This is a genomic window from Gordonia sp. IEGM753 (genome assembly GCF_050321825.1).
Lineage (GTDB): Bacteria > Pseudomonadota > Gammaproteobacteria > Pseudomonadales > Pseudomonadaceae > Aquipseudomonas.
This window is the reverse complement of the sequence record NZ_JBNQGB010000001.1, coordinates 1070566-1084575: the sequence shown is the minus strand read 5'-3', so window position 1 is coordinate 1084575 and position 14010 is coordinate 1070566. Positions and strand designations below refer to the sequence as shown.

The 14010-nt window shown below is 59.2% G+C and carries 15 protein-coding genes; 11 read left to right on the top strand and 4 right to left on the bottom strand.

Annotated elements, in window-relative coordinates:
* Position 1: 1 nt before the first annotated feature.
* The gene (locus ACQR3R_RS05055; RefSeq protein WP_428270914.1) at positions 2-2632 is read right to left on the bottom strand and encodes an MGH1-like glycoside hydrolase domain-containing protein; all 2631 of its coding nucleotides are present in this window, start codon (positions 2630-2632) and stop codon (positions 2-4) included.
* A 122-nt stretch (positions 2633-2754) separates the two neighbouring features.
* On the opposite strand from ACQR3R_RS05055, the gene ACQR3R_RS05050 reads away from it, so the two are divergent.
* The 4 genes from ACQR3R_RS05050 (at position 2755) to ACQR3R_RS05035 (ending at position 6507) form a co-directional block, all read left to right on the top strand.
* Positions 2755-3618, top strand: a complete 864-nt coding sequence (locus tag ACQR3R_RS05050) for a LysR family transcriptional regulator (RefSeq protein ID WP_428270913.1) — start codon at positions 2755-2757, stop codon at positions 3616-3618.
* Positions 3619-3730: 112 nt separating this feature from the next.
* Entirely contained in the window at positions 3731-4879 is a 1149-nt protein-coding gene (locus ACQR3R_RS05045) for an SRPBCC family protein (RefSeq protein WP_428270912.1), read from the top strand.
* Positions 4876-5967 (top strand): SMP-30/gluconolactonase/LRE family protein, encoded by a 1092-nt coding sequence (locus tag ACQR3R_RS05040; RefSeq protein WP_428270911.1) that lies wholly within the window; start codon positions 4876-4878, stop codon positions 5965-5967. Before ACQR3R_RS05045 ends, ACQR3R_RS05040 begins: the two co-directional genes overlap by 4 nt.
* A gap of 270 nt (positions 5968-6237) precedes the next feature.
* Positions 6238-6507: a hypothetical protein gene (locus tag ACQR3R_RS05035; RefSeq protein ID WP_428270910.1), complete on the top strand. Its 270-nt coding sequence runs from the start codon at positions 6238-6240 to the stop codon at positions 6505-6507.
* A gap of 60 nt (positions 6508-6567) precedes the next feature.
* Here the strand turns inward: ACQR3R_RS05035 and ACQR3R_RS05030 are convergent, their stop codons facing one another.
* A complete protein-coding gene (locus tag ACQR3R_RS05030; protein WP_428270909.1) occupies positions 6568-6810 on the bottom strand; it encodes a hypothetical protein in 243 nt (80 codons plus the stop codon).
* Between the two features lie 96 nt (positions 6811-6906).
* Positions 6907-7149 (bottom strand): DUF465 domain-containing protein, encoded by a 243-nt coding sequence (locus tag ACQR3R_RS05025; RefSeq protein WP_428270908.1) that lies wholly within the window; start codon positions 7147-7149, stop codon positions 6907-6909.
* A gap of 218 nt (positions 7150-7367) precedes the next feature.
* Here ACQR3R_RS05025 and ACQR3R_RS05020 point away from each other — a divergent pair, with 218 nt between their 5' ends.
* On the top strand, positions 7368-7889 hold the full coding sequence (locus ACQR3R_RS05020) for a DUF4142 domain-containing protein (RefSeq protein WP_428270907.1): 522 nt from the start codon (positions 7368-7370) through the stop codon (positions 7887-7889).
* Positions 7890-7950: 61 nt separating this feature from the next.
* On the opposite strand, the gene ACQR3R_RS05015 is transcribed toward ACQR3R_RS05020, so the two are convergent.
* Complete coding sequence (locus tag ACQR3R_RS05015; RefSeq protein ID WP_428270906.1) at positions 7951-8220, bottom strand: hypothetical protein; 270 nt, start codon at positions 8218-8220, stop codon at positions 7951-7953.
* A gap of 235 nt (positions 8221-8455) precedes the next feature.
* Between ACQR3R_RS05015 and ACQR3R_RS05010 the strand changes: the two genes are divergently transcribed.
* The 6 genes from ACQR3R_RS05010 to ACQR3R_RS04985 are packed head-to-tail and all read left to right on the top strand — an operon-like array spanning position 8456 to position 13883.
* Entirely contained in the window at positions 8456-9307 is an 852-nt protein-coding gene (locus ACQR3R_RS05010) for an STAS domain-containing protein (protein WP_428270905.1), read from the top strand.
* 4 nt (positions 9308-9311) lie between these two features.
* The gene (locus ACQR3R_RS05005) at positions 9312-9674 is read left to right on the top strand and encodes an STAS domain-containing protein (protein ID WP_217870352.1); all 363 of its coding nucleotides are present in this window, start codon (positions 9312-9314) and stop codon (positions 9672-9674) included.
* Positions 9671-10075 (top strand): ATP-binding protein, encoded by a 405-nt coding sequence (locus tag ACQR3R_RS05000; protein WP_428270904.1) that lies wholly within the window; start codon positions 9671-9673, stop codon positions 10073-10075. The genes ACQR3R_RS05005 and ACQR3R_RS05000 overlap by 4 nt, the downstream gene beginning before the upstream one ends.
* Positions 10066-11082 (top strand): ATP-binding protein, encoded by a 1017-nt coding sequence (locus ACQR3R_RS04995; RefSeq protein WP_428270903.1) that lies wholly within the window; start codon positions 10066-10068, stop codon positions 11080-11082. Before ACQR3R_RS05000 ends, ACQR3R_RS04995 begins: the two co-directional genes overlap by 10 nt.
* Complete coding sequence (locus ACQR3R_RS04990; RefSeq protein ID WP_428270902.1) at positions 11075-11950, top strand: ATP-binding protein; 876 nt, start codon at positions 11075-11077, stop codon at positions 11948-11950. Before ACQR3R_RS04995 ends, ACQR3R_RS04990 begins: the two co-directional genes overlap by 8 nt.
* Entirely contained in the window at positions 11940-13883 is a 1944-nt protein-coding gene (locus ACQR3R_RS04985) for a response regulator (RefSeq protein ID WP_428270901.1), read from the top strand. The genes ACQR3R_RS04990 and ACQR3R_RS04985 overlap by 11 nt, the downstream gene beginning before the upstream one ends.
* Positions 13884-14010: the final 127 nt, after the last annotated feature.

Genomic DNA, 14010 nt, shown 5'->3' with positions numbered 1-14010 from the left:
GTCATGGCTGCAGCAGCAACGCCACGAGTGCGGTCCAGCCTGTCTGATGGCTGGCGCCCAGACCGCGTCCGGTTTCGCCGTGAAAATACTCGTGAAACAAAACCAGGTCGCGGCTGGCCGGGTCCGCCTGCAGCTGTGGGTACGCCGCCATTGAAGGGCGATTACCCTCCTCGTCGCGTAAAAACAATCGGGTAAGGCGCTGGCTGAGGCTGTCGGCAACTTCCTCAAGTGATGCCAGGAACCCAGAACCCGTCGGGTATTCCACCGAGAAATCCTGATCGTAATACCGGTGAAATTCGCGCAACGACTCAATCAGCATGTAGTTGATCGGCATCCACACCGGGCCCCGCCAGTTGGAGTTGCCGCCGTACAACCGCGATTCGGATTCCGCCGGTTCGTAATGCGCGCACAGTTGATTGCCGTTGATTTGCAACCCGAACGGCTGCTCGGAGAAGGCTTTGGAGAGTGACCGGATACCGTACGGCGAAAGAAATTCGCTTTCGTCCAGCATGCGTTTCAGCAAGTCCTTGGTGCGCTCGCCGCGCAGCAGCGCCAGCAGCATGCGGTTGCCTTCACCCGGCTCGGTCCAGCGTGAAACCAGGCTGGCGAGGTCGGGACGGTGGCGCATGAAGCCCAGCAAACGATCACGTAGCCCCGGCAACCCTTCGTGCTCGTGCTGCTCCAGCACTTGCACGGCAAACAGCGGCATCAAGCCGACAATCGAACGCAAGCGCAACGGTTCATTGACGCCGTCGGGACGGTGCAGCACGTCGTAGAAGAACTGGTCCTGCTCGTCCCACAAACCCTCGGCATCGGAGTCGACCCGATTGATCGCCCCGGCGATGTAAAGGAAGTGCTCAAAGAACTTGACCGCAATGTCGACGTACACAGGGTTACGCTTGGCCAACTCCAGCGCTATGCGCATCAGGTCCAGCGCGTAGGCTGCGACCCACGCCGTGCCATCGGCCTGATCCAGTTGATAACCGGGCGGCAACAACGCCGACCGGTCGAACAGCGCAATATTGTCCAGCCCCAGAAAGCCGCCCTGGAACAGGTTGCGACCCTCGGCGTCCTTGCGATTGACCCACCATGAAAAATTGAGCAGCAGTTTGTGGAAAATCCGTTCGAGGAAATCCATGTCACCCGTGCCGGTCAACGCCTTGTCCTGCTGATACACGCGCCAACTGGCCCACGCATGCACCGGAGGATTGGCATCGTCGAAGCGCCATTCATAAGCCGGTAATTGGCCGTTGGGGTGCATGAAACGGTCTTTCACCAGCAGCAACAGTTGATGCTTGGCGAACGCCGGATCAATCAGCGCGAACGCCACGGCCTGAAAGCCCAGGTCCCAAGAAGCGTACCAAGGGTATTCCCAGGTATCAGGCATGGACACGATGTCGAAATTGGACAGGTGCCGCCAGTGCGTGTTGCGAATATGCGCGCGCGTGGCCGGCGGTGCAGGCTGCGCCGGGTCGCCATCGAGCCACTGATTGACGTCGAAGTAATACAGCTGCTTGGACCACAGCAAACCGGCCAGCGCCTGGCGTTGAACATTGCGAGCGTCCGGGTCGGTATTGGCGTGCTGCAACGCCGCGTAATAGTCATCGGCTTCGGCGCGGCGTTTTTCAAACACTGTTCTGGCACTGACCTGCGCCGCGCCCGCCGGGGCGAAACGCAAATAAACGCTGCGGCTTTGACCTGCCTCGAATGCCAGCGCGAAATGCGCCGCGACCTTGGTCCCTGCGTCGCGCCGAATCGCACCGCTGTCGCCATCGACCAGCCAGTCGTTGATCCCATCCTTGAATGGGCCTTGAGCGGCCACGCCGTCGAGCCTTGGGAAGTTGCTTTGGTTCTCGCAAAACAGCCATTGGCACTCTTCTTCGCCCCCGGCTGTGGCCTGGCGGTCGGCCAGTTGCGGGTGCCGGGCCACAATGTGATCACTGTCGAGCATTAGCCTCGGCAATTGCGCATCACCTGCCCAGCTCCAGGTATTGCGTGCCCACAGTTGCGGCAAAACGTGCAAGCGTGCGGGTTGGTCGGAGCGGTTGTGCACAGTGACACGCATGAAGATGTCGTCGACGGTGTGCTTGGCGTATTCCACCGTCACATCAAAATAACGGTCGTCGTCGAACACGCCGGTGTCGAGGATTTCATATTCGGTATCGGCCAAGCCACGGCGCGCATTTTCGGCTTTCAGATCGGTATAGGGAAATGCAGCCTGAGGGTATTTGTAGAGCATGCGCATGTAGGCATGGCTCGGCACACCGTCGAGGTAGAAATAGAGTTCCTTGACGTCTTCACCGTGGTTGCCCTCACTGTTATTCAGGCCAAACAGGCGTTCCTTGAGGATCGGGTCATGCTCGTTCCATAACCCCAGCCCAAGGCACCAGTGCTGCGCCTTGTCGCTAAAGCCTGCCAGGCCATCTTCACCCCAGCGATAAGCGCGGCTGCGAGCGTGATCGTGGGGGAAATAGCGCCACGCATCGCCATCGGCGCTGTAGTCTTCGCGCACCGTGCCCCATTGACGTTCGCTCAGATAGGGCCCCCATTCGCGCCACGCCTCGGCGTCGCTTCCGGCCAGTCGCAGGCCTTCAGTGGTATCGAGAATGTTCGCATCGGGTTTGACCGTCATAAGAGGTTCCACTGCACAGAGACGTCTGCAGTGTAGTGCCTCAGCCCGTCGAGGAACTGAATACTGCCTGTCGTGGCCAGGTATCCGTTTACAATGCGCACACTGACACCACCGGCCGCCCCATGGACATTGACCTCGCCCGCACGTTCCTCGAAATCGTCCGCCACGGCAGTCTCGCTGCTGCCGCCGAAAAACTGCACGTCACCCAGACGGCGATTACCGCGCGCGTGCAAAAGCTTGAAAGTCAGCTTGGCAGCACATTGTTTGTTCGCAACCGTGCCGGCGCGCGCCTCACGCCCAATGGCGAAGCCTTTGTGGTGTACGCCAATCAACTGGTGGAAACCTGGGAAGCCGCACGCCGGGACTTGCCATTGCCCGAGGGCTACCGCGACGTGCTGCACATTGGTGGCGAAGTCAGCTTGTGCAACCCTCTGATGCTCAGTTGGGCCGGCCAACTGCGCGATAGAATTCCCAGCCATGCACTGCGGATGGAAATCCGCGACGGCGAAAACCTGCTGCGACAACTGGAGCTGGGGGTGCTGGATGCCGCGCTGGTGTATCAGCCTGAGTACTGGCCGCGCTTGCAAGTGGAACAGGTGCTGGAAGAAAAACTGGTGCTGGTGCGCTTGTCTGGCCGGCCCGACCCTTACGTGTATATCGATTGGGGACCGGATTTCCGCCGCCAGCATGATGCAGCCCTACCGGAAAAAGCCAAGGCAGCGCTGAGTTTCAACCTCGGCCCGCTGGGCTTGCAGTTCATTCTGGAGAACGGTGGCAGCGGCTACTTCCGTACCCGTGTGGTGCAGAGTTACCTGGAAAGCGGCGTGCTGGAGCAAGTACCCAAAGCCCCGGAGTTCAGCTACCCGACGTACCTGGTGTACTCCCGCGACCGCGATAGCGAGACCTTGCAACGCGCCTTTGACCTGTTGCGCGAGGTCATCGCCAGCGACGAAGACTGGTCACAACGCTGGAATCCACTGACCTGAACCCGGCTCGCAACGACTGATGGCATTTTTGCCATCATTGCAGCAAGTTGCGCTGAAAATCCGCCCGGATCGGCTACGCTGCTGGAGATAACAAAAAGGAGAGGTGATTGCAGTGAGGCAGACCACCGAATCATTCCGCAGCCGCTACCGCGCCGACATTCATCCGCACTACAACCCATGGCTGCACGGCACCTTTGTGTTGCTGTTCGGCCTGTTGGCCATCGCAGCATTCTGGAGCACGGTGCACCAGGTACCGCCGCTTGCATGGCTGACAGTGCCGCTGACGTTGCTGCTGTTCAACTTCGGCGTGTACATGGTGCACCGCCACCTCGGGCATCATAAAAAAAGCTTTGCACGGATGTTTTATGCGCGCCATGCCGGCGACCATCACAGTTTTTTCGCCCCCGGCCAGATGAGTTATGACAACGCCCGCGACTGGCGAGTGATTTTGTTTCCGGCGTGGCTGATCGTGCTGCACACCCTCGTTATTACGCTGCCATTGTGGTGGCTGCTCAGGCAGTTCGATGCCAACGTGGCCGGGTTGTTCGGCGGCTGCATGGTGCTGGGCTACCTGGCCTATGAAGTGTTCCATGCCTGTGAACACCTGCCGCCGGAAAACCCGCTGACGCGCTTGCCATGGATTCGCCAGATGCGTCGGTTGCACGAATTGCATCACCGCCGCGAAATGATGCAAGAGCGCAATTTCAACATCGTTTTCCCGCTGATGGACTACCTGTTCGGCACCCTCTACTGGGAGCCTGAGCACTCTTCACCCTACCTTGCGAGAACGCCCATGACCCGCATGCAGCATCAGATCGACATTGCCGGCAATCCGATTGAAGTGCTCGCGTACGCCAGCACCGTGACCCTTTGGCCGCAGTGGCATCCGTCGTCGCTGAAGGTCGATGGCCAGGGCGGACCGTTGCACGCAGGGTCGAGGTTCGAAGAAGACATCCGGGCCGGTGGCCGTGACGGGCACCTGAGCTGGCGGGTTGACGAGTATCTGCCGGGGCGTCGCTGGAGTGCACAAGCCGTGGGCGATAAAGGGCTGTCGCTGGTGGTGACCTATGAGTGCGAGGCGCTGGACGACGGCGGCACGCGGTTTGTCCGCACACTGGATTATCAGTTCAGCGGTGTGGCAATGCGCATTGCCAACCGCCTGCTGCTCAAGCGGCGTATCGACCATGAATCGGCGACGTCGCTGCGGGCCTTGCGCGAGAAGGCGCAGCAGCACCTGACCCGAACAGGCGTTAACGCATGAATCGAGGTGTGAAAGGTCGGCAGGCCGTGTTGCTGGTCATCGTCGCCATCGGCGCCTTCTTGCTGCTGATGCCGACCAAGGTCAAACCCGTGGCCTGGTCACCTGCACCGGCGCCCTCCCTCACCTCGGGGATTTACGCCGACAACCAGCGCCTCAAAAGCTTGAAACCCGTGGGCGCTGCCGGCATCGAAGGGCCGGAAGCATTATTGCTGGAGGGCGACTTTTTAATCACCGGGCTGCATGACGGTCGGCTGATTCGCACCCGCGTCGACGGCACAGCCACCCAGGTATTGGCGGATACCGGTGGCCGGCCATTGGGCCTGGCGCGACACCCCAACGGCTTGCTGGTGATCGCTGACGGGGTCAAAGGCTTGCTGTCACTCGATGCTCAAGGCCAGTTGATTGCGTTGACCACCAGCGCCGGCGGGGTGCCATTTGGCTTCACTGACGACGTGGCCATCGACACGCACGGGCACTACGCCTATTTCAGCGATGCATCCAGCCGCTTTGGTTATGGCCATGACGGCGAAGCGATCATCGAACACGGGGGTGACGGCCGTTTGCTGCGGTATGACTTCCAGACCGGCAAAACCGAGGTCCTGCTGGACACGCTGGAATTCGCCAACGGGGTCACCCTCGGGCCGGACGATGCCTTTGTGCTGGTGAATGAAACCGGCGCCTATCGCATCACTCGTTATTGGCTGAGCGGGCCGAAGGCCGGCACCCACGACCTGTTCATCGACAATTTGCCAGGCTTGCCGGACAACCTCGCGTTCAATGGAAAGGACCGTTTCTGGGTGGCGTTGTATGCACCGCGCAACGCCTTGCTCGACGCGACGGCCGGGTATCCCTTCGTGCGCAAGATGATCGTGCGGGCAATGACCGTGTTGCCCAAGCCGATAGAGAAACGAGCGTTCGCATTGGGGCTGGATGTGAACGGTCAGGTGATCGCCAATCTACAGGATGCCAGCGCCGGTAATTACTCGCCGATTACCACGGTGCGCGAGTACGGGGAATGGTTGTACTTCGGGTCATTGAAAGCGGACCACATGGCGAGGATGCCGCTGAGCGGCGCGCTGCAGCAATAATTCAGGCCCCAGCGCAATCCCGTAGGAAACCGGCTTGCCGGTGATGGCGATTCCGAAGACGCCATCGCTGGCAAGCCAGTCTCCTACAGGTCTGTGGTGAATCCCGGATTTATGTCGTTGACGCAAATCCCGTAGGAAACCGGCTTGCCGGTGATGGCGATTGCGCAGACGCCATCGCTGGCAAGCCAGTCTCCTACGGGTCTGTGGTGAATCCCAGGTTTATGTCGTTGACGCAGATCCCGTAGGAAACCGGCTTGCCGGTGATGGCGATTGCGCAGACGCCATCGCTGGCAAGCCAGTCTCCTACGGGTCGGTGGTGAATCCCAGGTGTATGTCGTTGACGCAGATCCCGTAGGAAACCGGCTTGCCGGTGATGGCGATGCCGAAAACGCCATCGCTGGCAAGCCAGTCTCCTACGGGTCTGTGGTGAATCCCGGATTTATGTCGTTGACGCAGATCCCGTTGGAAAACGGCTTGCCGGTGATGGCGATGCCGAAAACGCCATCGCTGGCAAGCCAGTCTCCTACGGGTCGGTGGTGATGTAGGAATGTGTGGTGTTAACGCAAATTTTGGGGCGGCGTTCCAACGATGGGCCAGCGATCAGCGCGGATCCAGCTCACCATCGCGCACGGCATTGCCGGTTTCTTCCAGCACTCGCTCCGGGTCCATGGCCGTGGACAAATCATCGTCCATCGGCACGGCACCTTCGTTATCGGGGAGTTGGTCGATGCCCGGCTCGTCTTCGGGGTTGATCGTGGTACGGCCGGGGCTCAACGGTTCGGGATGGGTCGGGATCGGGTCGTACCCGCCCTGCTGTTCACTGGGGAATTTGGGGTCATTCATGAGGCACCTCGCATGGAGCCGTGAAGTCGGACTCTAATCATTCGAGGTGCCCGTATTTAGCGCCGTTCCAAATATCATGTCACCGGTCGTCGGTGCTCAGGACGGCGCCTGCAATTGTTTGACGATTTTATCCTTGACCTGCAAACGCCGCTCCTTGAGCTTCTTCAGCGTGTCATCACTGGGAGCGTCGGAGCTGGCGGTTTCAGCCTTGACCACATCGGCGTCCGCCTGCGAGTACTTGTTGATCAGCGAATCAAGCAACGGATCCCTGGAGCGTTTTTGCTGGATGTCTTCCTTTGAAAAGTTCAGGTCCTGATACAAATCGTGTGGCACCGGCATGGAACACCTCCGTTTGATAATCGGTGGCAAACGCGGTCGATTGCGCTCACCAACTATCAGAATGGCCTCGGTTCAGCGGTTCTGTCGACCGCCTATCAGACCAGCGGTGCCCGTTCGTCGTCCTGTTGCAAACGCGATAAAACCTTTATCCCAGGCTCGGCCTCCACTGAATAACGATCAATGAGATCGCCCATAAAAATCAGTGTGGAGAAATACCAATGGACGGATTCACCCTGCGCCACCTCGTTCTGGCACTCGCATTAAGCACCAGCATGGGCGCCGCTGTTGCTGCCACTTCCAATGATTTCGTTGATAACGCGGCGGCCGGCGGTATCGCGGAAGTCGAAGCCAGCAAGCTTGCCTTGGAAAAAAGCGCTTCCGCCGACATCAAGACTTTCGCCAACATGATGATTACCGATCATTCCAAGGCCAACGATGAACTGGCGGCAATAGCGAAAAAGCATGACATCAAGGTTCCAGACAGCACCACGCTGGTAAAACAGGCAAAAGAAAAAATTCTCGACATGCGCGATGAATCCTTCGATGCCGCGTATGCCAACAATCAGGTCAAGGCGCACGAAGAAACCATCGAACTATTCAAGAAAGAGGCCGACACCGTGACCGATGACAGGACCGCGGGTGCCACGGATTTAAAAGCCTTTGCGCAAAAAATGCTGCCAGCTCTGGAAAAACACTTGAGCGCGGCTAAAGAACTGCAAGCGGCCCATCCGAGCAAGTAAAACCTGGGTTTAATAAAAAGACCGCCTCCATGGAGGCGGTCTTTTTTATTCAGGGTCGGGATTAGCCGCCATCGGTATCAATATCGGCATCCGTATCTTCACCGGGTTTGGGCCGATCTGGCTCGGGTTTGAAACCGGGGCTGAACTCATTGTCGTTGTCGGTATTGACCTGCTTCTGGTCCACGCCTTTGCTGGCGCTGTCGGGTGGCGTGGTGGGCGGCTGTTGTTGAGTACCACCTTCGCCTGGAACCTGCGGGTCAATCGCCGGATCGTTGCGATCGAGCGGCGCGCCAGATGGGTCTCGTTGGGTATTCATCGCTTCATCTTTCATAAGTACCTCGTTTGTCACTGCAAGTACGCGGCTTGGTAGCCAGGCCTTACTGTTTTGAAGCTTTGCGCCAGTCAACGTTCCAAAAGATCACCCTCTTGGGCTGCGCCTACTAGTATTTGCCTGGCATATGAAAATATCCTGCCTGCGCGAACAACTATTTCGCTCGGCAAATGTCATTGGAATGCGCCGGTCAATAACCGGGGAATCGGCGCCTACTACCCAGGAGTTGATGCACATGGCAGCACTGCAAACCAGCACACTCGATGCGATGAAAAAAAACCAGACGCAACTGCTTGCCGAGTGGACCAAGGGCCTTGAAGCCACCGGTGCCACGCGCAACCTTAAAGAGCATGATCTGCAACAGCAGACCTCTGAGTTCCTGCACTTGATCATCACAGGCCTTGAACAAGGCAACGGTCAAAACGTCGCAGCCCAGGGCTGGGACGAGATTCGCCAGTTCCTCGAAAAACTCTCCCACAGCCGTGCGATGCTTGGCCAGGACTCGCACCAGACCGCCAGCTTCATTTTCTCGCTCAAGGGGCCGCTGTTTACGCTGTTACAAAATCATTACCAGGACAACCCGTCGCTGTTGGCCGAGCAGCTCTGGGAAGTCTCCGAATTGCTTGATGCCTTGGGCATGCACACCATCCGCACCTTCCAGAAATCCCGTGAAGCGGTGATCAAGCGTCAGCAGGAAGAGTTGCTGGAACTGTCGACCCCGGTGGTCAAGTTGTGGGACGGCGTACTGGCGCTGCCAATGATCGGCACACTCGACTCACAACGTACCCAAGTGGTGATGGAATCGCTGCTGCAGCGAATCGTCGACACCGGCTCGGAAATTGCCATCATCGACATCACCGGCGTGCCGACGGTCGATACGCTAGTCGCCCAACATCTGCTTAAAACCGTCACTGCCATTCGCTTGATGGGCGCTGATTGCATCATCAGTGGCGTGCGTCCGCAGATCGCTCAAACCATCGTGCACTTGGGCCTGGACCTGCAAGGCGTGGTCACCAAAGCCAACCTTGCCGATGCGTTGAAGCTGGCACTGACCCGACTCGGGATCACCGTCAGCAAGGCGAATTAAACCCATGGAACGCATTCCGATTTTGCAAATGGGCGACTTTCTGCTCGTGACCATTCAGGTCGACATGCATGACCAGCTAGCCCTGACACTGCAAGACGACTTGTCCGAGCGCATCAGCAGAACGTCTGCCCGTGGCGTGCTGATCGATATTTCCGCGCTGGACATGGTCGACTCGTTCATTGGCCGGATGATCGGCACCATTTCCGGCCTGTCGAAAATCATGGACGCGCAAACGGTGCTGGTCGGCATGCAACCCGCCGTCGCCATCACCTTGGTCGAGCTGGGCCTGACATTGCCGGGCGTCAGCACCGCGCTGAACGTCGAGCGCGGAATGAAACTGCTGCAGGACCGAGTACGCGAACAATGACCGTGCGCAGCAGCGGTAGCCAACCCATTCACATTGAACAGGACGTGGTACTCGCGCGGCAGACTGCGCGCAAACTGGCAACCGAGTGCGGCATGCGTCTCATCGACCTGACCAAACTGGTGACGGCCGTCAGCGAGTTGGCGCGCAACACCATGGTCTATGGCGGTGGCGGCGACATGGACTGGCAAATCCTCGACGAAAATTCACGCACCGGTTTGCGCCTGATTTTCCGTGACGAAGGTCCCGGCATTCCAGATATCAAACTGGCGATGACCGATGGCTGGACCTCCGGCAATGGCCTGGGACTGGGCCTGACCGGAGCCAAAAGGCTAGTGGAAGAGTTCGAGCTGGACACCGAGCCCGGCAAAGGCACTCGAATAACGATTACCCGATGGGCATGAGTATCAGCGGTTCGATGACGCAGGTACTCATCATCGAAGACAGCAGCCAGATCGGACATGCACGCCGTACCGCACAGCAACTCGCGGAAAAAAACGGCTTTGACCAAACCGATGCCGGGCGTGTGGCATTGGTGGCCACCGAGCTTGCAAGCAATATTCTCAAGCACGCCAGCCACGGCGAACTGCACTTGCGTGTGCTGCCCCGCGTGGCCGGCGCCGGCATCGAAATGCTGGCGATTGACCGGGCTAAAGGCTTTGACCTGGAGGCCTGCCTGGCCGATGGTTTTTCGACTCGAGGCACTCAAGGCATAGGACTGGGCGCGGTGTCGCGCCAGACCGAGGTGTTCGATGTGTACGCCGATGCGCGTGGTGCGGTGTTGTTGACCCGGCTGTACCCGCGTACCGACAAGGCTGCGGACCTGCGTGTCGGCATCAGCCAGCATGCATTGCACCATGACCCGGCGTGCGGTGACGTCTGGCACCTGGCTTTCGACGGGGCGCGTATCAGTGCGCTGGTCATCGATGGTCTGGGCCATGGCGAAGAAGCCGAGCGCGCCGCCCGCGCCGGTGAAACAGCCTTCGCACGCTCACCGTTCGATTCGCCGGTGCTGTTGCTGGAAGACATTCACCGCGACATGATCGGCACACGCGGCGGAGCGCTGGCCATTGCTCAATTCGACAGCGACGCCAATGCCCTGAAATTCATCGGCATCGGTAACATTGGCGCCTGCCTGATCGCCCCGGAAAAATCCCGTGGCCTGGCCTCACATCCAGGCATCGTCGGCGGGCAATACAGGAAGGCGCAACCCTTTGACTATGCTCATGTGAACGGACACCTATTGATCATGTACAGCGACGGCCTGCAATCGCGTTGGAACCTGCAAGATTACCCCGGCCTGGTGCACCGCCATCCCGCCGTAATCGCTGCCATCCTGCACCGCGATTTTTGTCGCGCACGCGACGATGTCACGGTGTTGGTCATTGCTCTGGAGACGCCTCATGGCTGAGTTAACCGACAGTCAAACAGACGAGCAGGCAGCCTTGGTCGCGCAGTTGCAAAGCGAAGCCAACGCGCTGCGCGAGGAGTTGGACGAAACCAATCAAGGCGTTCTGGCGTTGTATGCCGAGCTGGACACCCAGGCCGAACAACTGCGCCAGGCCTCAGACCTGAAAAGCCGTTTCCTGTCGTACATGAGCCATGAGTTCCGCACGCCACTGGGCTCGATCCTGAGCATTGCCAGCCTGTTGACCGACGAGCTCGACGGCCCGTTGAGCAACGAGCAGCACAAACAAGTGGCTTTCGTCAGTAACGCCGCGCGCGAACTGAGCGACATGGTTGATGACCTGCTGGACCTGGCAAAAATCGAAGCCGGGCGAATTACCATTTCGCCAGCCTGGTTCGATATGTTTGATCTGTTCGCGGCGTTGCGCGGCATGTTTCGGCCCATTGTCGATGCCACCGCCGTAGACCTGATTTTCGAAGAACCGGTAGGCCTGCCGCGCTTGTTCACCGATGACAAGAAACTCGCGCAGATCCTGCGCAACTTTATTTCCAACTCGCTGAAATTCACCACACGCGGCGAAGTGCGGGTCTCGACGCGACTGGAAGGCGATAATCGCGTGCGCTTTGCGGTCAGCGACACAGGAATAGGTATCGCCCCGGAGCTGCATGGCGCATTGTTCGAGGACTTCTCTCAGGTCGACTCGCCGCTGCAAAAACGCCTTCGGGGCACCGGACTCGGGCTGTCACTGTGCAAACGCTTCGCGGCGCTGCTGGGTGGTGAGGTCGGGCTACAGAGCGTTCCCGGCGAGGGTTCGACCTTTTTTGTGATCATCCCGCTGGCCATCGCCATGGAGCCTGCCGATGAAACGTGAAATCCGCTTGCTGATCGTCGACGACAACGTCGCCACTCGTTATGCGCTGCGCCGGCGTCTGGAACGCCATGGTTACGAAGTGCTCGAAGCCGGTACCGGTGGCGAAGGCCTCGCGCTGATCAGCAGTGCGGCCATCGACGCGCTGATTCTCGACGTCAACCTGCCGGACATGAGTGGTTTTGACATTGTGCGCAAACTGCGCGCCGAAGCCGACACAGCGCTGTTGCCGGTGATTCATGTGTCGGCAGCCTCGATTCAAACCGGCGACATCATCACCGGTCTCGATGCCGGCGCCGATGCCTACCTGATTCACCCGGTGGACCCGGACGTGCTGCTCGCTACCTTGCGCACGTTGTTGCGCGTGCGTGACACCGAAAACGCACTGCGTGAAAGCGAGGCGCGGTTCCGCGAAATTTTTGTCAATGTCTCGGCGCCGATTGCCGTGCTGGACGCGCAATTGAAAGTGCATGAGTGCAACCATGCGTTCGCGCAACTGATCCAGGACAACCAGGCACAAGACACCCTGAGTGAATGTTTTGCAGTGGATCAAGGCGCAATCATCGACGAGTTGCGCTTGCGCCTGGCCTACGGCGAACGCTGGAAAGGCACGCTGAGCATGCGCGTCCAGGGCGAAATTCGCGAAACCGAGTGGCAGATTTCGCCTTACCGTACGCCGGAACTGAGCCTGGTGTTCGTCGAGGACGTGACCGAACACCGTCATCGAGAGCGCTCGCACCTGGCGCGGCTGGACGATGCCACCACGCAGTTGGCCAAGGAAGTGGCCGAACGCGTTCGCACCGAGGCGCAACTGCTGCAAGTGCAAAAAATGGACGCGCTGGGCAAGCTGACGGGTGGCATCGCCCACGATTTCAATAACTTGCTGACCGGTATCATCACCAGCCTGGAACTGATCCAGAAACGGGTAGCGGATTCTCGCACCGACAAAGTCCAGTTCTACGCCGAAGCGGCGCTGAACTCGGCCATGAGCGCGGCGGCGCTGACCCATCGCCTGTTGGCGTTTGCCCGTCAACAGCCTCTCGATACCCGGCCCGTCGACATCAACGAGCATGTTCGCGGGCTCGAAGAACTGCTGGTGCGAACCATTGGTGAACGCATCGCCCTGAAATTGGAACTGACCAATAAATCTGCGATTGCGCTGGTCGATCCGATTCAACTCGAAAGCGCAGTGCTCAACCTGGTGATCAACGCGCGTGATGCGCTACCGCAGGGTGGCAATATCTGGGTCAACACCTATGCCGCGTATTCCCATGGTGACCCCAATCTGGCCGATGGCGCCTATGTCGCGTTGTCGGTGCGCGATGACGGCACCGGTATCGAGCACAACGTGATCGACAAGGTGTTTGATCCGTTCTTCACCACCAAACCGCTGGGCCAGGGAACCGGCCTGGGGTTATCGACGATCTACGGTTTTGCCCGTCAATCAGGCGGCGACGCGCACATCCGCAGCGTCGCCCGGCGCGGCACTGAAGTGACGATCATGCTCCCGGCCAGTTCCGACCCCACCACCGTCGAAACCACGCCGGCCAGCGTCGACGCCCAGGGCGACGGCGAGCACGTATTGATCGTCGAGGACATGCCGGCGGTGCGCATGTTCGTTGCCGAAGTGTTGGTGGATGCCGGCTACCGTTGCACGCAAGTGGGCGACATCGAAGGCGCGCTGGAGCGCTTGCAGAACGACAACACGATCGAATTGTTGCTGACCGACGTCGGCCTGCCCCGCATGAACGGCCGTGAACTTGCCGATATAGCGCGAGGCTGGCGAGAAAAGCTGCCGATCCTGTTCATGACCGGTTACGCCGAAACGGCCATCAACCGTCAGGTGTTTCTTGGCGAAGGTATGGAAATGCTGGTCAAACCGTTCCAGATCAACGAACTGCTGGAAAAGGTACGGCGCACGCTCGATGGGGTATGACACTCCCCTATCGTCAGAATGCCGCCCGGAACAGGCTCGCTCCCATCGGGAATATTCGCCATTACCTGGTTTTGTGACAGACACCAATCAACTGTGGGAGCGAGCCTGCTCGCGATAGGGGAGTGTC